19 protein-coding genes are annotated in these 21,459 nt (G+C 66.4%); 12 read left to right on the top strand and 7 right to left on the bottom strand.

Features of this window, described 5'->3' with window-relative positions:
* Nucleotides 1–35 precede the first annotated feature (35 nt).
* The 12 genes from WBP06_RS19990 to WBP06_RS19935 all read left to right on the top strand — a co-directional run bounded on the left by WBP06_RS19990 (nt 36) and on the right by WBP06_RS19935 (nt 13,879).
* Nucleotides 36–269 (top strand): GNAT family N-acetyltransferase, encoded by a 234-nt coding sequence (locus tag WBP06_RS19990; RefSeq protein WP_395336532.1) that lies wholly within the window; start codon nt 36–38, stop codon nt 267–269.
* A 122-nt stretch (nt 270–391) separates the two neighbouring features.
* Nucleotides 392–1,099: a CDP-alcohol phosphatidyltransferase family protein gene (locus WBP06_RS19985; protein WP_395336530.1), complete on the top strand. Its 708-nt coding sequence runs from the start codon at nt 392–394 to the stop codon at nt 1,097–1,099.
* Nucleotides 1,100–1,204: 105 nt separating this feature from the next.
* Entirely contained in the window at nt 1,205–1,657 is a 453-nt protein-coding gene (locus WBP06_RS19980; protein WP_395336528.1) for a carboxymuconolactone decarboxylase family protein, read from the top strand.
* Nucleotides 1,654–2,508 carry an RNA polymerase sigma factor SigJ gene (sigJ, locus tag WBP06_RS19975; RefSeq protein ID WP_395336526.1) on the top strand — a complete coding sequence of 285 codons (855 nt, stop codon included), beginning with the start codon at nt 1,654–1,656 and terminating at the stop codon, nt 2,506–2,508. The genes WBP06_RS19980 and sigJ overlap by 4 nt, the downstream gene beginning before the upstream one ends.
* A 1-nt stretch (nt 2,509) precedes the next feature.
* A complete protein-coding gene (locus WBP06_RS19970) occupies nt 2,510–2,992 on the top strand; it encodes a hypothetical protein (RefSeq protein ID WP_395336524.1) in 483 nt (160 codons plus the stop codon).
* Between the two features lie 622 nt (nt 2,993–3,614).
* Entirely contained in the window at nt 3,615–6,065 is a 2,451-nt protein-coding gene (locus tag WBP06_RS19965; RefSeq protein WP_395336521.1) for a TonB-dependent receptor, read from the top strand.
* A gap of 24 nt (nt 6,066–6,089) precedes the next feature.
* A complete protein-coding gene (locus tag WBP06_RS19960; RefSeq protein ID WP_395336519.1) occupies nt 6,090–7,490 on the top strand; it encodes an MFS transporter in 1,401 nt (466 codons plus the stop codon).
* A 57-nt stretch (nt 7,491–7,547) separates the two neighbouring features.
* On the top strand, nt 7,548–8,501 hold the full coding sequence (locus WBP06_RS19955; protein WP_395336518.1) for a TauD/TfdA dioxygenase family protein: 954 nt from the start codon (nt 7,548–7,550) through the stop codon (nt 8,499–8,501).
* A gap of 89 nt (nt 8,502–8,590) precedes the next feature.
* Nucleotides 8,591–10,300, top strand: coding sequence for an arylsulfatase (locus WBP06_RS19950; protein ID WP_395336517.1), 1,710 nt, complete (start codon nt 8,591–8,593; stop codon nt 10,298–10,300).
* 129 nt (nt 10,301–10,429) lie between these two features.
* Nucleotides 10,430–11,794 carry an amidohydrolase family protein gene (locus tag WBP06_RS19945; RefSeq protein ID WP_395336515.1) on the top strand — a complete coding sequence of 455 codons (1,365 nt, stop codon included), beginning with the start codon at nt 10,430–10,432 and terminating at the stop codon, nt 11,792–11,794.
* Nucleotides 11,784–12,917: a dipeptidase gene (locus WBP06_RS19940; protein ID WP_395337528.1), complete on the top strand. Its 1,134-nt coding sequence runs from the start codon at nt 11,784–11,786 to the stop codon at nt 12,915–12,917. The genes WBP06_RS19945 and WBP06_RS19940 overlap by 11 nt, the downstream gene beginning before the upstream one ends.
* A gap of 20 nt (nt 12,918–12,937) precedes the next feature.
* Nucleotides 12,938–13,879: an ornithine cyclodeaminase family protein gene (locus WBP06_RS19935; protein WP_395336512.1), complete on the top strand. Its 942-nt coding sequence runs from the start codon at nt 12,938–12,940 to the stop codon at nt 13,877–13,879.
* Between the two features lie 5 nt (nt 13,880–13,884).
* On the opposite strand, the gene WBP06_RS19930 is transcribed toward WBP06_RS19935, so the two are convergent.
* The 7 genes from WBP06_RS19930 to WBP06_RS19900 are packed head-to-tail and all read right to left on the bottom strand — an operon-like array spanning nt 13,885 to nt 21,458.
* Nucleotides 13,885–14,955 (bottom strand): phosphotransferase, encoded by a 1,071-nt coding sequence (locus tag WBP06_RS19930; protein WP_395336510.1) that lies wholly within the window; start codon nt 14,953–14,955, stop codon nt 13,885–13,887.
* Between the two features lie 4 nt (nt 14,956–14,959).
* On the bottom strand, nt 14,960–16,177 hold the full coding sequence (locus WBP06_RS19925) for an acyl-CoA dehydrogenase family protein (protein WP_395336508.1): 1,218 nt from the start codon (nt 16,175–16,177) through the stop codon (nt 14,960–14,962).
* Nucleotides 16,174–16,719: a VOC family protein gene (locus WBP06_RS19920; RefSeq protein ID WP_395336506.1), complete on the bottom strand. Its 546-nt coding sequence runs from the start codon at nt 16,717–16,719 to the stop codon at nt 16,174–16,176. Before WBP06_RS19920 ends, WBP06_RS19925 begins: the two co-directional genes overlap by 4 nt.
* A gap of 13 nt (nt 16,720–16,732) precedes the next feature.
* The gene (locus WBP06_RS19915) at nt 16,733–18,169 is read right to left on the bottom strand and encodes a 2-oxo acid dehydrogenase subunit E2 (protein ID WP_395336504.1); all 1,437 of its coding nucleotides are present in this window, start codon (nt 18,167–18,169) and stop codon (nt 16,733–16,735) included.
* Between the two features lie 13 nt (nt 18,170–18,182).
* Nucleotides 18,183–19,196, bottom strand: coding sequence for an alpha-ketoacid dehydrogenase subunit beta (locus WBP06_RS19910; RefSeq protein WP_395336502.1), 1,014 nt, complete (start codon nt 19,194–19,196; stop codon nt 18,183–18,185).
* Between the two features lie 16 nt (nt 19,197–19,212).
* Complete coding sequence (locus WBP06_RS19905; RefSeq protein ID WP_395336500.1) at nt 19,213–20,202, bottom strand: thiamine pyrophosphate-dependent dehydrogenase E1 component subunit alpha; 990 nt, start codon at nt 20,200–20,202, stop codon at nt 19,213–19,215.
* A gap of 47 nt (nt 20,203–20,249) precedes the next feature.
* Nucleotides 20,250–21,458, bottom strand: coding sequence for an acyl-CoA dehydrogenase family protein (locus WBP06_RS19900; RefSeq protein WP_395336498.1), 1,209 nt, complete (start codon nt 21,456–21,458; stop codon nt 20,250–20,252).
* Nucleotide 21,459: the final 1 nt, after the last annotated feature.

Genomic DNA, 21,459 nt, shown 5'->3' with positions numbered 1-21,459 from the left:
GCTGTCGCAGACCGCCATCGAGATGTTCGTGGACTTTGGGCACCGGCTTTCACGGCCGGGGCTATGCGTCCGAAGCCGGGCGAGCGGCGCAGGCGTGGTTCGATGCGACGCAGGCCAAGCTTACCGCCTGCCTGATCGCACCCGCCAATATCCCCTCGCTGCGGCTGGCAGAGCGGCTGGGCTATCGCGAGGTCGACCGCTTCGTGCCACAAGGCCGCGATCCGGCCCGGAAAATCGTCGCGCTGGTCCGCGATTGCGGCGGAGCCTGACCGGAACGGGTAATTGCCGGTTGCCGCGCGGGGTGGATACGCCCACAGCAGCAGCCGACACGGGCGCGCAAAATGCGAAACGGTGCGCATGAGATCGGCACCGACTTTCGACGAGGACTATGATGGCAGGCAGAGACGGTGCGGAAAACGGCATGGAAGCCGGGGCGATCGATCGCATCCAGGTGAACCTGCTGGCGCGGGGCGAACGCCGCCTGCTCAACTGGCTCTGCGCGCGGATGCCGAACTGGGTCATGCCGGACATGCTGACCGCCGTGGGCATGGTGGGTGCGCTGATGGTCTTTGCCGGCTATTGCGCCAGCAATCTGGGCGACAACTGGCTGTGGATCTCCATCGCCGGCTATTTCGTGCAATGGTTCGGGGATTCGATGGACGGCAGCCTGGCGCGCTTCCGCAAGACCGAGCGGCCGCGCTATGGCTATTTCCTCGATCACAGTTGCGATGGGCTGGCGACGACGCTGGTGGTGGTGGGCATCGGGCTCAGCCGCTACGTCCTGCTGGAAGTCGCGCTGATCGCGCTGGTGGGATACCTGCTGCTGTCGATCCACGCCTTCCTTGCGGTGCGCGTGCTGGGCGAGATGAAGCTGTCCTACGCCTATGCCGGCCCTACCGAGCTGCGCTTCATGCTGATCGGCCTGACCTTGGCAATGGTGGCGGCGGGATCGCAGCCAGTGCTGTTCGGGGTGCTGACGTGGTTCGACGTATTCGTCGGCTCCATCGGCCTGCTGCTGATCGTGTTCTTCGTACTCCAGACGCTGCGCACCGCCCGGCGACTGGCGGTGGACGAGCCGGCGATCCGCATGCCGCGATAAAAACCGCTTCATTTTCAGGGTGATCGAAGATTTTTTCGGCGCCCATGTCACATCGCCGCGCCCCGGATCGTCATGACGGCATCGAACCCAGGAAAGGACGATGCGATGACTCCCCGTGCCGATATCTACACCGTTTCCCCCGCGCTGTTCAAAGCCTGGTACGCCTTCTCAATGCAGGTGGGCGAGTGCGGGCTTGAGAAGCCGCTGCTGGAACTCGTGAAGATCCGCGCCTCGCAGATCAACGGCTGCGCCAACTGCCTCAACATGCACACCGCTGAGGCGCGGCAGGCGGGCGAGAGCGAGCAGCGCATCCACCTGCTGGCGGCCTGGCACGAAGCGCCGTGCTATACCGACCGCGAGCGGGCCGCACTGGCCTGGACCGATCATCTGACCGAGGTTGCCACCAGGCGTGCGCCCGATGCAGTCTACGATGCGCTGGACGCGCAGTTCGACAAGGAGGAGCAGTTGAAGCTGACCATGATGATCAACGTCATCAACGGCTGGAACCGGCTGGCAGTGGGCTTCAACCTCTACGCGCCGGAACTGGGCTGGAAGTGACGGACGGCGCCGCCTCCCTTTTCGACGCGCAACGGCCCGGCCTGTTGCGCGTCGCCTACCGGATGCTCGGATCGATGGCCGATGCCGAGGATGTCTTGCAGGAAGCCTATATCCGCTGGGCGGCGGCGGATCGGACGGCGGTGGACGTACCCGCCGCCTATCTGCGCCGAGTGGTCACCCGGCTCTGCCTCGATCACCTGAAATCGGCCCGCGTGCGGCGCGAAACCTACACCGGCCCCTGGCTGCCCGAACCGGTGGTGGAGGAAGAGCCGGTGGAGGACGTGACGCTGCCTTTGCTGCTGGCGCTGGAGCGACTTTCCCCGCTGGAACGCGCGGCATTCCTGCTGCACGACGTGTTTGGCGAGAGTTTCGATGCCATCGCCCAGTCGATCGGCCGAGATCCGGCGGCGTGTCGCCAACTGGCCGCCCGCGCCCGCGCAAATGTGCGGATGGAGCGGCCGCGCTACACCGTCGACCGCGCGCATGGCATGGCGATCGCCGATGCCTTCTTCCAGGCCTCTCGCGGCGAAGGGCTGGCCAATCTGGGCGCACTGTTGGCGGCGGACGTGCGCTTTCACTCGGACGGCGGCGGCAAACGCCCCGCCGTTTCGCGCGTGCTGGAAGGCGCGGTGGAAGTGGTGCGCGCGCATCAGGCGCTGGAACGCCTGCGCCGCGCGCCTTCCACGCTGGTGCGCTATGGATTCGTCAACGGCCTCCCCGGCTTCGTCACGCGCGAGCCCGACGGCATCCTGCAGACCACGGCCCTGCTGATCGAAGCCGGCCTGATCCGCGCCATCTACGTGACCCGCAACCCGGACAAGCTGCGTCATCTGGAGAGCGCGGTGCATTGATGTGTGCGACCGGGTCGAAAATCCCATCGCCCAGATTGCGGACTATCAACACTCTGGCATTATCAATGCGATGAAGCGTCGCAGCCTCGCAATATGCACGGCCATTGGCATTGCCGGAACGGCCTGTTTCACCCTGCCGATCTGGGGCATGGCCCCTGCCGTGTTCCTGGATTCCCAGCGTACCGTTATCGCCCGAAGCATTTCCCCTGATGGGCGCCGGGTGGCGCAGGTCGAGCGTCTGGTCGTTGGCGGCGTGCCCAATATCGTCGTGATGGTTCGATCGTCGCGGGCGCCCGATTGGTATCTTGTCGGTTGTGCCGCCGCTTCGCACCATGGAGAAACCGATGCTGCTCTGCGCTGGACCTCCGGCTACACACTGGAAATCAGCCAAAGGGACCGGAAGTTCTGGCAACAGGGCTACGCGCCTTTTCACGACAAGCCTTGTCCGGCGCTGGAGGTAACCTTCCGGCCGTTCGCCGCCTAGCGTTGGCCATCGATCGGCAACGCCTTGCACACTTGGCCGTGCAAGCTGTGCGATTGGCCGACAAAGGAAAGCTTGTGCTTGACCTCCATTTCTCAACTTAATAGGTTGAGTTTACCCCGCAGGCTATCGGTGACCGACCGATTCCTGCTGTTCAAGGGGTTTTCGGTCCGCGGCTTTTGACAGGGATGCAGCTTGCTCCGCGATACCAACGGCTAAAGCGCGCGATGCTCGGGCGACCACGCCAAGCCTCGTGTTCCCCTCTCGAAACGATGAGGTGATACGATGCCGAAGACCCACACTCCCACAAGCTGACGCCTGAAGGGCTGATCGGACAGCAGGGCATACCCGCGCCGGACAACCGTGCGCGCAGCCCCCACGCCGTCCCCCATGAACGTCCCGCAACGCACTGAATCCGCGTTTTGCGAAGGACCCGTCGCGCCCGTCAGGGCCAGCTCCGGCCGCCTTGCGGCGTGGCGGCTGGAATGGCGCGCGTCCCGCCACCGTCGATGGCTGTCGCCGCCCGGCGGCCACGCCTCGCCAACAGATCCAGCACATCCAACGAAATCGCCGTCCGCAGTTTGTCGTCACGCCTGCGGGACGGATCATCAGGGAAAACTATTCGATGTTCCGCAGTCTTGCTTTCGCCGACAACTCCAACACGGGCCCGCACAAAACGAGCGCCCGATCGAGCACTTTGGCACTTGCCGCCGCGCTGGTCGCCCCAGCGCTGTTCGCCGCACCCGCCCATGCGGAGGATGATGCCACGGCCGCCCCTGCGGAAGCGGCGGTTGAAACGGGCGCGGATGGCGGCACTCCGATCATCGTCACCGCATCGCGCCGCCGTGACGAGAACGTGCAGGATGTGCCGGTGGCCATCTCGGTCGTCACTGCGGAAACGCTGGAACGCCGGGGCGACTACACGCTGGGATCGATCCAGCAGCAGGTGCCCAGCCTTCAGGTCATCACTTTCAACCCGCGCAACACCAACATCAACATTCGCGGCCTGGGATCCAACGTCTCGCTGACCAACGACGGGCTGGAAAACGGTGTCGGCTTCTACATCGACAACGTCTATTACGGCCGCGTCGGCCTGGCGCAGTTCGATCTGGTCGACCTGCAGGGCATCGAAGTGCTGCGCGGGCCGCAGGGCACGCTGTTCGGCAAGAACACCACTTCGGGCGTGATCAACGTCACCTCGCGCAAGCCGACGTTCGATCCCGAGCTTTCGGCCGAGGCCAGCATCGGCAATTACGGCTTCTATCAGGTCCGCGCCTCCGCTTCGGGCGGTCTGGTCAAGGACCTGCTGGCCGTGCGCCTGTCCGGCGCGATCAGCGAGAACGACGGCTTCCTCTGGAACAAGACCACCAACACCCGCGCGCAGAACTATTCGAACAAGAGCATTCGCGGCCAATTGCTGTTCACCCCCGATCCGGATTTCGAAGTCCGCATCATCGGTGATTACGCCCGGCAGAAGCAGGACTACGTCCTCAACGTCTTCGCCGCGCTGCATACGACCTATGCGGACGGCACGACGATCGCCGGCAATTGGGCCCAGCGCGCCGCGCGCTTCCCCGGATATACCCTGCCCAGCTTCAACGCGTTCGACCGCGTGGGCGAGGCGGACAGCCACTACCAGTCGAACATGGCCGGCTACGGCGTTTCCGGTCAGGTCGACTGGAAGCTGGGCGGCGCCTCGCTCACGTCGATCACCGCCTATCGCTGGTGGGACTGGGATCCGGCCAACGATGGAGACAGCACCTCGCTCCCCGTCGTCGTCAAGGCGCAGCAGGCCAACCGCCAGCGTCAGTTCAGTCAAGAGCTGCGCCTCGCCTCCAAGGATAATGGCACGTTCGACTGGGTAGTGGGCGCCTATTACTTCTGGCAGACCATTCGCGGCTATGGCGCCACCGGCTATGGCTCGGCCGCGCCGCTGTGGTTCCTGGGCGCCGCCAACGCCGTGAACAACGCGGCGCTCAGCGGGTACGAGGTCAATTCCTACTCCGAACCGCAAACCAAGACGATCGCCGGGTTCGGCCAGGCGGACTGGCACATCACCCCGTCCCTGACGCTGACCGGCGGCCTGCGTTTCACGCATGAGCAGAAGGACGGCGTCTACCAGCAATGGGTGGCGCAGGCGGCCGACATCTCCGGTTTCTCTGCCGTCCAGCAGGCCCAGATCCTGGCGGTTCGCGCCAGCTTCAACAAAGTGGTGCCGTTCACCGAGACCAAGTTCAGCGACAACAGCCTGTCGGGCCTGATCTCGCTGAACTGGAAGGTGGCGCAAGATGTCATGGTCTATGGCAGCTATTCGCGCGGCAACAAGTCGGGCGGGCTCAACCTCACCCAGCTCCCCTCCAGCGTCACCGACGCGACGGTCAAGCCGGAGAAGGTCGATGCCTTCGAAGTGGGTGTGAAGTCGCAGTTCCTCGACCGTCGCGCCACCTTCAACGCCGCCGGGTTCTGGACCGAGATCAGCGACTACCAGACCGCGATCACCGATCTCGACCCGTCCAATCCGCTGGTCAGCCGCCAGTACATCGCCAACATCCCCAAGGTCCGCTCACGCGGGATCGAGGGCGACCTGACGGTTACGGCCACCGACTACCTCTCGTTCAACGCGTCCGGCACCTACACCGATGCCAAATACGTCAGCTACAAGAACGCCCCGCAGGCGTTCGAGCGGCTGGACCTGGGCGCGATCCAGGACCTTTCCGGCGAACGCCTGCCCGGCGTGCCCAAGTGGGCCTGGACCGTGGGCGCGGACTTCAACCACGCGCTGGCCAACCTCGGCGGCAAGGACATCTCGGTCTACGCCCACGCGGACTACGCCTACCGGTCCAACTACAACACGTCGGCCTCGAACTCGGCCTGGGCGCAAGTGCCCGGCTACGGCCTGGCCAACGGACGCATCGGTTTCCGCACCGACGACGGCATCTGGGACTTCTCGATCTGGGCCAAGAACCTGTTCGACAAGAACTATTACGTCGCGCTGGGCGGGGCGAACACCGGCGTCGTCACCGCGCAGCTGGGTGAACCGCGCACCTTCGGCGCCACCCTGCGCACCAAGCTCTGAGGTCTGAGAGAGGAGCCCCCCGCCATGCATTATCAGTCCTTCGCCCGAAATCGACGACGCCCCCTGTCCTCCGGCAAGCTGGATGCATGGCGGCTGTTCCGCTTCACCGCGCTGTCCATCCCGATCTATGCCGCCGCCCAGCCGGTGATCGCCTTCGTCCCTGCCATCCTGGCGCGGGACTACGGCATCCCGCTGGCCGGGCTGGGGCTGGTCTACCTGATCGGGCAGATCGTCAATTCGCTGCTCGACCCGGTGATCGGTGCGCTCAGCGACCGGACGCGCAGCCGCTTCGGCCGCAGGCGGCCCTGGATCGCGGGCGGCGGCCTGCTGTTCATCGCCGGGGCCTCCATGCTGTTCTTCCCGCCGGCCGGCATCGGCCTGGGCTGGGTCGGCACGGGCGTGCTGCTTTACTACTGCGGCGCATCGGCGGCGCAGACCGCGCTGCTGGCATGGTCCGGCGAGATCAGCGGCAATTACAACGAACGCACGCGCATCGCCTCGCAATTCACACTGCTGTCGTCCAGCGCGCTGGTGCTGGCGCTGCTGCTGCCCGCCCTTGCCGATCAGGTGCGCCCCGATGACGGTCCGCTGCGGCTGACGCTGTTCGGCGTGCTGGTGCTGGTAACGGCCGTGCCCGGCCTGCTGCTGACGCTGACCGCCGTGCCCGAAGCCGAAGCATCCGCAGCGTCCGAACCGTTCGCGCTGGGCAGGACGCTGAAGGCGGTGTTCGGCAATGCCCTGCTGCTGCGCGTGCTGGCCGCCGATGCCGCCGTCACCGCAGGGCAAGGCGTGCGCACCGCGCTGCTGCTGTTCATCGTCACCATCTATTTCGGGCGGCCCGAATGGGCGGCAGGCTTCTTCCTGCTGCAATATTCGTTCGGCGTGCTGGCCGGGCCGATCTGGCGCCGCATCGGCCAGTTGCTGGGCAAGAGCCGCGCCGCCGTACTGGCCGAACTGACGCAGGCCGCGATCAATTTCGGCCTCGTGTTCCTGACGCCGGACCGCTTCGGCCTGATGATGGCCCTGGCCATCGCGCAGGGCCTCTCGCAAGGCTCCGGCAACCTGATGCTGCGTTCGATGGTGGCCGACGTGGCCGACCTTCACCGCGCCGAAACCGGCGAGGATCGCGTCGGCCTCTACTACTCAGTGTTCAGCGTATCGATGAAAGTCGGCAGCGCGCTGGCGCTGGGCATCGCCCTGCCGCTGGTCTCCGCCTTCGGTTTCGATCCCAAGGCCGCGACCAACACGCCCGAAGCGCTGAACGCCCTGCTGCTGGTCTTCGCGCTGGGCCCCACGCTGGCCCACACGCTGGCTGCCGCGCTGGTCGCCCGCTTCCCGCTGGACGCATCGCGCCACGCCGAAATCCGCCGCCAGATCCAGGCGCGCGAGGATGTCTACGCCGCCGTCCTCGTACCCGCTGAATAGCCCGCAAAAAACACCGAAATCCACGACACCCAAATCCACGACGAAGGAGTAAATGCCATGACCACGATTGCCACTTACGCCAATGCGAAGGACCCCAATTCCCCGCTCGACATCGCACCGATCACCGGCACCATCGGCGCCGAAATCCGGGGCGTGACGCTCTCGGGCGATCTCGACAGCGAAACCGTGCAGCACATCAAGGACGCGCTGGTCCGCCACAAGGTGGTGTTCTTCCGTGGCCAGCACGAGTTGACGGACGATCGCCACGAAGGCTTCGCATCGCTGTTCGGCGCGCCGGTCGCCCATCCCACGGTGCCGGTGGCGGAAGGTTCGCGCTACCTGCTCGAACTGGACAGCAAGGAAGGGTACGCCGCCTCCAGCTGGCATACCGACGTGACGTTCACCGATGCCTATCCGGCCGGATCGATCCTGCGCGCGATCACCATTCCCGAAGCGGGCGGCGACACCGTCTGGGCCAATACCGAAACCGCTTACGAAGGTCTGCCGGAAAGCCTGCGCCAGTTGGTGAACACCCTCTGGGCGGTCCACTCCAACGACTACGACTATGCGCAAGTGCTGGCCAATGCGCCCAAGGCTGACGAAGTCGCGCAGGAACGGGTGAAGTACCACAAGAACATCTTCGCCTCGACCGTCTACGAAACCGAGCATCCGCTGGTACGCGTCCACCCGGTGTCGGGCCAGCGCAGCCTGCTGCTGGGCCACTTCGTGAAGCGCATAGTCGGCCTGAACCAGGCCGATTCCGCGCGGCTGTTCGCGATCCTGCAGGATCACATCACCCGTCCCGAAAACGTCGTGCGCTGGCGCTGGCAGGCCGGTGACGTGGCATTCTGGGACAACCAGGCCACCCAGCACCGCGCCGTTGCCGACTTCGGCCTGCAGCGCCGCACCCTGCGCCGTGCGACGATCGCGGGCGAAGTGCCCGTCGCCATCGACGGCCGCAACAGCCGCACCACGCGCAAGGAAAAGGCCACCAGTTACGAACCGGCCTGATCCCTCAACCCTGTAGGGCCGTTCACTTGCCCGCGCCGCGCTACCCAGCCGCGGCGCGGGACTTTTTTGCCAGTTTTCAAGGACTTTCCATGCCCGCCAAACGTCTCTCCCACCTGTTCCTGGGCGCCACCGCTTTCACTGCGGCGCTGCTTGCCACGGCCGCAACCCCCGCCGCCGCCCAAAGCGTGCCGGCCAGTGCACCGGCGTCCGCTTCCGTTCCCACCGCGAAGGGGCCGAACTTCCTCGTCATCGTGGCGGACGACCTTGGCTGGTCGGACCTTGGCGCGTTCGGGGGAGAGATCGCCACCCCCAATCTCGACCGGCTGGCGTTGAACGGGCTGCGCCTCACCGGTTTCCACACCGCGCCCACCTGCTCTCCCACCCGCTCCATGTTGCTGTCGGGCACCGACAACCACCTTGCCGGGCTGGGCAGCATGGCCGAACTGATGGCTGCCAACCAGAAGGACAAGGAGGGTTACGAAGGCTATCTGCGCCCCGAAGTCGCCTCGCTGGCCGAACGCTTCGCCGCCGGTGGCTACCGCACGCTCATCTCGGGCAAGTGGCACCTGGGCCTGAAGCCGGAGCAGGATCCCCACGCGCGCGGCTTCCAGTACAGCTTCGCGCTGCTGCAAGGCGGCGGCAATCACTTCGGGCTGGACCAGTCAGCCGACCCCACCAAGGGCACGACCTACACGCGCGACGGCAAAGTGCTGCCCTCCCTCCCCGCCGGGTTCTATTCGTCGGACGCCTTTGCCGGCAACCTGATCGAAGAGTTGCAGCGCAGCCGCAAGGACACGCCGGGCAAGCCGTTCTTCGCCTACCTCACCTTCACCGCGCCGCACTGGCCGATCCAGGCCCCGGATGAGGACATTGCCCGCCAGCGCGGCCGCTATGACGCCGGGTTCGAGGCGATCCGCGCCGCGCGTCTGGCCCGGCAGGAGCAGCTTGGCCTCGTCGCCAAGGGCACCGTCGCCCACACGCCCCGCGCGCCGCGCGGCGGCTGGGACGGGCTTTCGGTGACCGACAAGCGCGAAGCGGCCCGCAACATGGAAATCTACGCCGCGATGGTCGCCCGCATGGACGCCAATGTCGGCCGCGTGATCGATGAACTGCGCGCCAGTGGCGAGCTGGACAACACGGTGATCGTGTTCCTGGCCGACAACGGCGCCGAAGCGCTGGACGCCAAGACCACCGGCGCCAAGATGCTGGCGCGCTACACGACGACGGCCAACAACGCCTTCGACAATCTGGGCAAGGGCACCAGCTACGCCACCTATGGCCCCGAATGGGCGCAGGCGGGTACGGCACCCTCGTGGCTGACCAAGGCCTATGCCTCCGAAGGCGGCACGCGCACGGTGGCCTTCGTCAACTGGAAGGGACTGGCCCATCCCAGGACCGTCGGCGGCGCCTATGTCAGCGTGGCCGATATCGCGCCCACCCTGCTGGATTACGCCGGTATTCCCAGCGACGGCACCACCTTCGAAGGCCGCATCGTGCTGCCGATCACCGGCAAGAGTGCGAAGCCCTGGCTGGAGGGGAAGGCCGCCGTCGTCCACGCCGCGGACGAGCCGATCGGCACCGAACTGTTCGGCAGCCGCGCGCTGCGCAAGGGCGATTGGAAGATCACCGACATCGGCGACGGCCAGTGGCGCCTCTTCGCGATCGCCAAGGACCCGGGCGAAACGCTGGACCTATCGGACAAGTATCCGGAAAAGCTGCGCGAATTGTCCGCAGACTGGGATGCCTATGCCAAGGCGAACCACGTGATCCTGCCCGATCAGGCGCCTTACCGGCCCTGACCCGGCGCATCCGGGGGCGGGTCACGGCCGCCCCCGGATGCATCCATGGCCAAGTTTTCCGCCACCGTGTCGTAATTTTCGTGCGGCGGTCGCTTGCGCCAAGCCCGTCCGGTGTCTTAGCCACCGCGCATGGTCGCAAGATTCCGTAAAGCCGCGCTCCTCGCCGGATTCGCCACATCCCTGCTCACCGTTGGCGCCCACGCCGTCGAACCGCAACGCGTGCTCTATGTCGACGCCACGGTGATCGACGGCACCGGCGCCGCGCCGCGCGCGCATCAGGACATCCTTGTCGAAGGCGAGCGCATTGTTGCCGTCGGCCCGCACGGCACGCTTGCCGCCGCACAGGCGCGCAGTGTCGACCTTGCCGGGCGCTGGGTGATCCCCGGCCTGATCGACACCCACGTCCACATGGCCACCCCGCCCAACCCTGCCCGCGCGCAGGGCGAGTTGCGCCGCATGGTCTATGGCGGCGTGACGTCCGTGCGTGACATGGCGGACGACTTGCGATCGGTCAGCGAACTGGCGCGCGCATCGCGGGTGGGCGAAATTCCGGGGCCGGACATCTATTCCGCCGCCGTGATGGCCGGGCCGCCGTTCTTCGGCGATCCGCGCGTCAACGCGGTCAGCATGGGCTACAAGGCCGGCACCGCCCCCTGGGCGCAGGCGATCGACGACAAGACCGACATTCCCACCGCCATCACCCTGGCACGCGGCACCGGCGCCACCGCGATCAAGATCTACGCGGACCTGCCCGCCAACCTGATCGCCGCGCTGACGGCAGAGGCGCACCGGCAGGGCATGATGGTCTGGGCCCACAGCGCGGTGTTCCCCACCCGCCCGGCGGACGTGATTGCCGCCGGCGTCGACGTGGTCAGCCACGCGTGCTACCTGGCCTACCAGCTGGAACCGGTGATGCTCGCCTCTTACGAGGATCACACCCCGGTCCACGAGAACCTGCTGGCGAAGAAGGGCGACGATCCCGTGATCGCCGGGCTCTACAAGGCGATGCTGGCCAAAGGCACGATCGTCGATGCCACCGGCGGCCTGTTCGTGCACTATGACAAGCTGCGCCGCGAAAAGCCCGAAACCCGTCCGCTGCGCTGCACCGGCACCACCACCGCACGGCTGGTGCGGCAGGCGTGGAAGGCCGGCGTTCCGGTTTCGGCCGGCACCGATTTCGAGGCGGAGGTATCCAGCCCCTGGCCCGCGCTTTACGATGAACTCGATTTCCTGGCGCATGACGTGGGCATGCCGCCGCTGGAAGTGATCCATTCGGCCACGCTGGTGGGCGCGCAGGCGGCCGGGCAGGCGAAGGATACCGGATCGGTTGAGGCGGGCAAGCTTGCGAACTTCGTGGTGCTCGCCGCCGATCCCACCAAGGACATCGGCAATGTGCGCAGCATCGCGATGACGGTGAAGCGCGGCAAACAATTCGCCCGCGCGGACTACAAGCCGGTGACGGTAGAGGAAATGGGGGCAGGTGATGAAGATTGATCGGCGCGCACTGATGGCAGGCGGCGCGATGATGACGGGGGCGGCGCTGGCGCCGCGCGCGATGGCGGCGGCAGTCGGTGGCGGCGACCCGCTCGCGAACGGCATCGTCATCAATGCTCTGGGCGGTCTGGGCGATCCCAACGGCCCCGAAGGCGCCGATGCCGTGCTGTTCAGCCCCCGCGTGCTGGAAGAGGCGCGCGCTTCGGGGCTTACCGCCGTCAACGTCACGCTGGGGTACGTTTCGGGGCCGCAGGATCCCTTCGAATTCAGCGTGCGCTCGATCGCCGAAACCGATGCCGCCATGCGCGCCCATCCCGATCGCCTTTTGAAGATCCACACCGCCGCCGACATCCGCCGGGCCAAGGCCGAAGGCAAAGTGGGCGTGATCTACGGCTTCCAGAACGCCGCGATGATGGGCAACGATGCCTCGCGCGTCGACATTTTCGCCAACCTGGGCGTCAAGGTGATCCAGCTGACCTACAACCCGGCGAACCAGCTGGGCGACGGATCGATGGCGCCCGAAAATCGCGGGCTGACGCCCTTCGGGCGCGAGGTCGTCGAACGGCTCAACGCCGCGAAGGTCATGGTCGACCTGTCGCACAGCGGCGAGCAGACCTGCCTTGAGGCGGCCCGCGTGTCCAAGGCGCCGATCTCGATCAACCACACCGGCTGCCGCGGCGTGACGGACCTGCCGCGTAACAAGACCGACGCCGAACTGCGGCTGGTGGCCGAAAAGGGCGGCTTCATCGGCATCTATTTCATGCCCTTCCTCAACGCATCCGGCCACGCCAGTGCCGAGGACGTGGTGCGTCACATCGACTATGCCGTGAACTTGTGCGGAGAGGACCACGTGGGCATCGGCACCGATGGCACGGTGACGCAGATCGACGATCTGAAAGCCTATCAGGCGACGCTCGCCAAGGAGATCGCCGCCCGCCGCGCCGCCGGGATCAGCGCCGCAGGCGAACGGCCGGATACCTATCCCTTCGTCGTCGACCTGCGCGGGCCGGACCAGTTCCGCAAGCTGGCGGGGCTGCTGAAGGCGAAGGGTTATTCGCAGGCGCGGATCGACAAGATCATGGGCCAGAACTTCCTGCGCTACGCCGAATCCATCTGGGCCTGAGAACCGAAAGGAAGCATGAGATGCGGCTGATCGACGCCGAGGAAGTCGCCCGCAGGCTGGATCACCGCACCGGGATCGACCTTGTGCGCGCAGCGATGATCGCGCTCTCCACCGGGGCCAGCAAGCAATTGCTGCGCGGGATCATCGATCTGGATCAGGGCAATGCCTTCGGCGTCATGCCCGGCGCGCTGGCGGGGGCGGGCTTCGGCGCCAAGATCGTCAGCGTCTTTCCCGCAATGGCGGCGCACGGGCATTCGCATCAGGGCGTGATCGTCACCTTCGATCCCACAACCGGCGCGCCTGCCGCCGTAATCGAGGCGGGCGAAGTCACCGCCATCCGCACCGGCTGCGCCACCGCCGCCGCTACCGACGCGCTGGCCCGGCCCGACGCCACCCGCCTTGCCATTCTCGGCACTGGCGATCAGGCGTGGCACCACGCGGCAGCGCTGCGCCATGTCCGCCCGTTCGCGGCGATCACCGTCTGGGGGCGCGACGCGACCAAGGCGCACGCGATGGCCGAACGGATCGAGCGCGATTTCGGCATCGCCACCAGCGCGAAAGCGACCGTCGCCGCGGCAGTGGATGGCGCGGACGTGATCTGCACCGTCAGCGCCGCTGCCGAACCGATCCTGCTGTCCGATCAGGTGGCCGATGGCGTCCACGTCAACGCGGTGGGTTCCAGCCGCGCCGGTCCGGTGGAGATCGACCCCGCGCTCGTGCGCCGCAGCCGCTTCATTCCCGACCACCGCGTCGGCGTGCTGGCCCAGGGCGCGGAATACTTGCGCGCGGTGGAAATGGGCATCGCCAGCGAGGCGGATGTCGGCCCGGAAATCGGCCGTATCCTTGCCGGGCTGGACGAAGGGCGGCAATCGCCCGCGCAAGTCACCGTCTACAAGTCGCTCGGCTCGATCGTGCAGGATCTGGCCTGCGCCGCGTTCCTGGCGGGTCCGGCAGCGGAGTAGCCCCGCTACCCGATCCCGCCCTCCAGACTGTCGCGGGCCATGCGGGCCAGCGTCGGAAAACTCTCGGCGCGGGTCGCCGCCTGCGCATTGGCAGCATTGCCGCGCAGGACGCGCCCCTTGATGCCGTGGAAGATCGCGGCAAGGCGGAACAGGTTGAAGGCGACATAGAACGCGTAATCGGGAATGCCGTCGCGCCCGGTCCGCGCGCAATAGGCGGCAACGTAGTCCTGCTCAGACGGAATGTTCAGCGCCGCAAGGTCGGCGCCGATCAGGCCCGGCACGATCTGCGGCGGCATCCGGTACATCAGCGTGTGGTAGGCGAAATCCGCCAGCGGATGGCCCAACGTCGACAGTTCCCAATCCAGCACTGCCAGCACGCGCGGCTCGGTGGGGTGGAAGATCATGTTGTCGCAGCGGCAATCGCCGTGGATCACCGAAGTCTCGTCGCCCGGCGGGATCAGGCCCGGCAGCGCTTCCACCAGCGCGTCCATGTCCGCATTGCGCCCGGCCAGTTCGTCGGCCTGATACTGCTTCGTCCAGCGGCCGATCTGGCGTGCGAAGTAATTGCCCGGCTTGCCATAGTCGCCCAGCCCCGCCTTGTCCGGATCGATCGCGTGCAGGGCCGCCATCGTCGCGTTCATCGCGTCGAAGTAGGCAGGCCGCTCCGCGCGCGAGACTTGCGGGAAGGTCGCATCCCAGAAGATGCGGCCCTCCACCATGTCCATGACGTAGAACCAGGTGCCGATCACGGCATCGTCGGTGCACAACCCGTGGATGCGCGCGACCGGAAAGCCCGCCTCGCCCAGCGCCATCTGCACCCGCGCCTCCCGATCCACCGCGTGCGCGCCGGGCAGCAGATCGCCCGGCGGCTTGCGGCGCAGGACATAGCTGCGCGACGGTGTAACCAGGCGATAGGTCGGGTTAGACTGGCCGCCCTTGAACTGCTCCACCCTGAGCGGCCCGACGAACCCCTCCACATTCTGCGCCATCCAGCGGGCCAGCGCCGCCTCGTCGAAGCGATAGCCTTCGCGGACGGGAACGGTGCCCGAATTGTCGGCAGCGAGATCGACGGACATGGCCTTACGCCGCCTGCTCTGCGCGAAAGGCTTCCTGCGCCTGCTTCCACTCGCGCTTGATCTTCTTGGCCAGCGACCATTTGTGCACCTCGGTCGGCCCGTCATAGATGCGGAAGGCGCGGATTTCGCGGAACACCTGCTCCACGATCGTGCGATCGGTCACGCCGATGCCGCCCATCACCTGCACGCAGTTGTCGGCGATCTTCATCAGTGCCTCGCTGACCGCGACTTTCGCCATGGAGCTTTCGACCGTGCCCAGCGATCCGGTGTCCAGCACATCGGCGCACCAGTCGATCATCAACCGGCTCTGCTGCAGCAGGATGCGGTTTTCGGCCAGCATGAAGCCCACGCCTTCATGATCGATCAGGGTCTTGCCGAAGGCCTCGCGGCGGCAGGCATAGTCCACCGCGATCTCGTGCGCGCGGATGCAGGCGCCCAGCCAGCGCATGCAGTGCGACAACCGCGCCGGTGAAAGGCGGACTTGCGCATATTTGAAGCCCTCCCCCGGCTGGCCCAGCATCTGGCCTGCGGGGACGCGCAATTCGCGGATCGTCACGGTGGAATGGCCGCCGGGCATCGAAGTATCGATGGTGTTCGGCACTTCGTCGATCACGATGGCGGGATCGGGCAGGTCCACCAGGAACATGCAGGCGCCGCCCTTGGTGTCCTCCTCCGCCGAAGCAGCCATGATGATGCCCACCATCGCGCCCTTGGCGCCGGTAATGAAGGTCTTGCGGCCATCAATCACCCAGTGGTCGCCATCGCGGCGGCAGGTGGTCTTCATCATCGATGGATCGGACCCGGCGCCGCCCCAGTCGGCCGGCTCGGTCATGAAGAAGGCGGAGCGGCCCCGCCCCTCGACCAGCGGCTGCAGGAAGCGCGCCTTGAGTTCGGGCGAACCGACATGGCCGATCAAGTACATATTGCCCTCGTCCGGCGCCATGGTGTTGCAGGCCAGCGGGCCCAGCGGCGAAAGGCCGGAACGGATCAGCACTTCGGCCGTCTCGCGCTGGGTCAGGTGGCTGCCGTCCGCGCGGATATGCGGGGTGAGCACGCCCGCCGCGCGCGCCTTTTCGCGCAGTTCCATGACCAGTTCGTCAGTCGGTGCGCCGTGATGATCGCGGCGCGAGTCCTGCTCGTACGGCACCACGACTTCGCGCACAAAGGTCTCCACGCGGTCGGCCATGGCCACTGCGTCCGGGGAGAGCGGCGAGGCGCTCATTGCAGCACCCGCACCGGATCGCTGCCGTCCCAATCGCGCGCGGCGGCCTTCATCATCTCGAACAGGCCTTCGGATCCGGCCATCGGCTGGAGATATTCGATCACGAAACCGGGCCCCTTGCCGGGATCGACGTAGATCACTTCGCCGTCGTCTCCCACTTTGCCTTCCACGATCACTTCGGCGCCGGCTTCGGCGCAGGCGCGCCGCGCCTCGGCAATGTCCTCCACGAAGACGCAGACATGGTGCAGCCGATCGCGCACCGCATATTCGCCGGTGTAGAGCGAAGGTGCCGTACTCTCCGTGCGAATCAGCTCGATCTGGATATCGCCCCAATAGCCGATCGCCATGGAGAAAGTCGCGTCGGTGGGCTGGCCCTTGTACTTCATCTCGCCCAGCCGCACGTCGTTCAGCACGAAGAACGGGCCGACGCCCACGGTCTCGATCCAGTAAGTGAGCGCTGCGTCGAAATCGCTGGGGAAGTAGGCCAGCTGGATCACGTCCCCCAACGCTTTGAGCGGTCCCGGTTTGGCCGGACTTGTCATGGCTTTTCCTTGTTCAAGCGAAGAGGCCCTGCGGCTCCTCGATCAATGTCTTCAGCGTCTGGAGGAACTGCGCGCCGGCAGCCCCGTCGATGGCGCGATGGTCTACCGAAAGGGTCAGGGCGATCCGCGTTTCGAACGCCAGGCCGCCAGCCGCCGTCTCCACCGGCTGGCGCTGGGCCGCGCCCACGGCCAGGATCGCGCCCTGCGGCGGGTTGATGATGGCATCGAAGTTCTCGATCCCGAACATGCCCAGGTTGGAAACGGAGAAGGTGCCGCCCTCCATGTCCTCCATGCCCAAGCCGCGACCTTGCGCCTTGTCGATCAGGCGCCGAGTCTCGGCCGCCAGCTGGTCGATCCGCATAAGGTCGGCTTGCCGCACCACCGGGGTGACAAGGCCCTTGGGCCCCGCCACCGCAATCGAGACGTCGGCATGGGGGAAGCGGTAGATATCGGTGCCGTGAACCTGCACGTTGACCTCGGGATGGCGGACCAGCGCTATGGCGCAGGCCTTGACCACCCAGTCATTCACCGAGGCCTTGCAGCCCAGCACCAGATTGGCGCTCTTGCGCAAGTCCAGCAGGGCATCGGCGCGGGCCGACAGGCGCAAGTAGAAGTGCGGGATCTCCTGCTTGGCCTGCGTCAACCGCTGGGCAACGACCTTGCGGACGCGGTCGAACGGAACGATCTCGGGCCGGTTTTCGCCCGCCACGAAAGCGGGGGTAGTGAGCGAGCCGGAGCTTGCCGGAGCAGGCACCAGCGCCAGGACGTCCGCCTTGGAAATACGGCCACGCGGCCCGGTGCCTTTCATGCCCGCCAGCGCAATCCCATGCAGCGCGGCGATCCGGCGGGCCAGCGGGGAGGCGAAGACGCTCCGGTCATCCTCAGGTAGCGCCAATGTCCCTTTCAGTGCCGGTTGGGCCGGGCCGCGCATGGCCTTGACCACGTCCTGATGGGTAATCCGCCCCAGACGGCCGGAACCCTCGATATCCGCGATATCGACGCCTTCCTCCTCAGCCAGACGCAGCGCCTCCGGGCTGATCGGGCGGTTGGTCTCGATCGGCACGCGCACCCGTTCGGGCGCCCCGACGACAGCGCCGACCGGCTCGGGAACCGCCACCTTGGCTTTCGACGCGCCTTGCGCCACGCCGCCCTCGGCCGGCGTGAAAGCGGCGATGAACGCCTCTATCTCGTCATCCGAATGCCGCCCCTCGTCGAAGACGGCCAGCAGCGCGCCCACCGGCTCCGCCTCACTGCCCCCGGAGACAAGGATGCGCCGCAAGGTAGCGTCATATTCGGCCTCCACCTCGTTGGTGATCTTGGCGGTCTCGATCAGGCACAGCGTCTGGCCGCGCGTGAACGCATCGCCTTCCTTGACCATCCATTCGGCAATGGTCCCTTCGGTCATCTCGATGCCCCACTTGGGCATCGTGAAAGCGCGGATTCTGCTCATGACTGCGCCCCCCTCACCGGTATGCCAGCGTCTTGCGGACGGCGGCAGCGACTTTTGCGGGGCTGGGCAGATAGGCCCCTTCCAGCTCGCGGGCGAAAGGCACCGGCGTGTGCGGCGCGGTGACCATCTCGATCGGCGCCTTCAGGCTGGCGAACGCCTTGTTCGCCACCAGCGCGGCGATGTCTGTCGCCAGGCTGCACCGGGGCGGCGCCTCGTCCACGATCACCAGCCGCCCGGTCGCCTCCACGGAATCGAGGATCGCTTCCTCGTCCAGCGGGGAGGTGGTGCGCAAGTCGATCACGTCGCAGCCGACGCCGTCCTGTGCCAGATCGTCGGCCGCCGTCTCGGCGTAGCCCACCATCATGCCGGAGGCGACAATCGTCACATCCTCGCCCGCCCGCGCCAGCCGTGCATGGCCGAAGGGTACGACGAAATCCGGATCGTCCGGCACTTCACCAGTCATCGCATAGAGGAACTTGTGCTCCAGGAAGACCACCGGATCATCGTCCCGGATCGCCTGCCGCAGCAAGCCGCAGGCGTCCGCCGGGGTCGCGGGCATGACGACCTTGAGGCCGGGCATGGAGGTCACGAACTGGCTGATCATCTGGCTGTGCTGCGCGGCGGCGTTGTAGCCCGCGCCGCAGGGCATGCGGATCACCGCCGGGCACACCGACTTGCCGCCGAACATGTAGCGGAACTTGGCGATCTGGTTCCACAGCTGGTCCATGCAGACGCCGATGAAATCCGCGAACATGATCTCCGCCACCGGCCGCTTGCCCGCCAGCGCCAGCCCGCCAGCCGCGCCCATGATCGCGCTTTCACTGATCGGGGTGTCGATCACCCGGTCCGGCCCGAAGGCGTCGTAGAGCCCGGTGGAAGTGGACCAGATCCCGCCGATCGCCTCCGGCCCGCCGGCCGTGCCCATGCCGCCAACCACGTCCTCGCCCAGCACGACGACGCGCGGATCGCGCTGCATTTCCTGGAATATCGTGCCGCGTATGGCGTCGCGATACATCATCTTCGTCATGTGCTTCGCTCCGCCGTCAGTAGCTGATGTAGACGTTTTCAAGGACGTTCTCGGCCGTCGGGCGGGCCGCCGCGCGCGATGCCGTCACGGCATCCTCGATCGCCTGAAGCGCATCCGCGTCCACCGCGTCGATATCCTCGTCGGTCAGCAGCTTCGCGCCGGTCACCTTCTCGCGGAACTTGCGCAGGCAGTCGCGGGTGGCGCGGATACGGTCCAGCTCTCCCTCGCCGCGATAGCGCTGGGGATCGCCCTCGAAATGGCCGAAGAAGCGCTCGGTATCGAACTCCACCGCCGCCGGGCCGTTGCCGGGCGTCCGCACGAATTCCAGCACTTCGCCGAAGGTGTCGAAGACCGAGAAGAAGTCCGTTCCGTCCGCGCGCCAGACTTTCATGCCGAAGGCTTCGGCGCGGCTGGCGATGTCCTGCGCGGTGCCTACGGCATAGGCATCGCCGGTGTGCTCGGAATAGTGGTTGTTCTCGAAGACGAAGATCGCCGGCGCCTTGGTGACGACGGCCAAGTTCATCGCCTCGAATGTGGTGCCCTGGTTGCAGGCGCCGTCGCCGGAGAACGCGATGGAGACGGCCAGCTTGCCGTTCTCGTCCGGCCCGTCGATCTTGTTCGAAAGCGCGGCGCCAACCGCGATCGGCGCGCCCGCGCCGACGATGCCGTTGGCGCCCAACATGCCCTTGTCGATATCGGCGATGTGCATGGATCCGCCCTTGCCGTTGCAGAGCCCTTCCTGGCTGCCCCAGATCTCCTTCATCATGCCGGTCACATCGCAGCCCTTGGCCAGGCAGTGCCCGTGGCCGCGATGGGTAGAGACGATCTTGTCCCGTTCCGAAAGATGCTCGCAAACGCCCACCGCCACGGCCTCCTGACCGCAATAGAGATGCGTGAAGCCTGCGATCTCGCCGGTCTGGATTTCCTCGTGAAGGCGCTCCTCGAATTCGCGGATCAGCTTCATCTGCCGATAGGCGCGGGTCAGCGCCTCGCGGTTCAGTTGCATGCCTGCTTCCTCTCCCGTTGTCGTCCGCATGTCTTCACGGTTCCTCTTCAAAGGCCCAAGACTGACTTGGCGATGATGGTGCTCTGCACCTCGTTTGTCCCGCCGAAAATCGTCCAGGCCCGGCTGTTGAGATAGCGCGCGGCAGCCACTTGCGCGGCGCGTGAGTGCAGCGGCTCAGGCGCATTGTCGCCATAGAGCGGGCGGGACATTTCCAGTTGCAGCCCGGCGATGCCGAACAGGTCCACCGCCAGAAGATCGATCTCCTGCCGCAAGTTGGACGCCAGCAGCTTGGTGAGCGAGGTCTGCGGCCCCGGCTTGCGGCCCTTGGCGATCTCCGAAATGATCTTCAGCTCGATCATCTCCAGCGCCTCTACCCCAAGGCGGGCCTTCGCCATGCGGCGACGCCAATCGATGCCGTCCGCCAGAGCCCCGCCGCGCCCATCGCTTTCCGCTTTGGCAGCAGCCTCGATCTGGGCGAGGTCGTAACCCAGTTTCGGCGCGTGGCACGATCCACCGCGCTCGTTTTCCAGCAGGAACTTGGCGATGGTCCAGCCCTCGCCCTCTGCGCCGACAAGGTTCTCCACCGGCACGCGCACGTCTTCCAGAAAGACCTGATTGACCTCATGGTCGCCCGCCGTCGTCAGGATGGGTCGCACCGAAACGCCGGGGCTGGCCAGGTCGATCAGCAGGAACGAGATGCCCGCCTGTTTCTTCACATCGGGATTGGTGCGCACCAGCGTGAACATGCCGTTGGCGTGGTGGGCATGGGTGGTCCAGATCTTCGATCCGTTGACCACGTAGTGATCGCCGTCCCGCACCGCGCGGGTCTTCAGGCTGGCAAGGTCGGACCCCGCACCGGGCTCCGAAAAGCCCTGACACCAGTAGTCTTCGCCCGAGAGGATACGCGGCAGGTAGCGAGCCTTCTGCTCCGCGCTGCCGAAGGTCCAGAGCACCGGAGCCAGCAGCTTCAGGCCCAGAACGGTCAGGTTCGGCGCGCCTGCGGCGGCGCATTCCTTCTCGAAGAGGTAGCGCTGCAGCGGCGTCCAGCCGGTGCCGCCGTGTTCGACCGGCCATTGGTAGCCCAACCAGCCCTTCTTATCGAGCACCGCGTTCCACGCCTGCCCGATCTCCGGCTCGACAAAGACCGAAGGCGTGGCGGCAGCGCCGGCCTTCACTGCGTCGGGCAAGTGATCGCGCAGGAAGGCTCGTACATCCTCGCGGAAGGCTTCGTCGGCAGGGGAAAGTTCGATATCCATG

Origin of the sequence: Novosphingobium mississippiense (assembly GCF_044029535.1) — a bacterium.
Lineage (GTDB): Bacteria > Pseudomonadota > Alphaproteobacteria > Sphingomonadales > Sphingomonadaceae > Novosphingobium.
The sequence above is the reverse complement of the archived record's forward strand: the minus strand, read 5'-3'. Positions and strand labels throughout refer to the sequence as shown.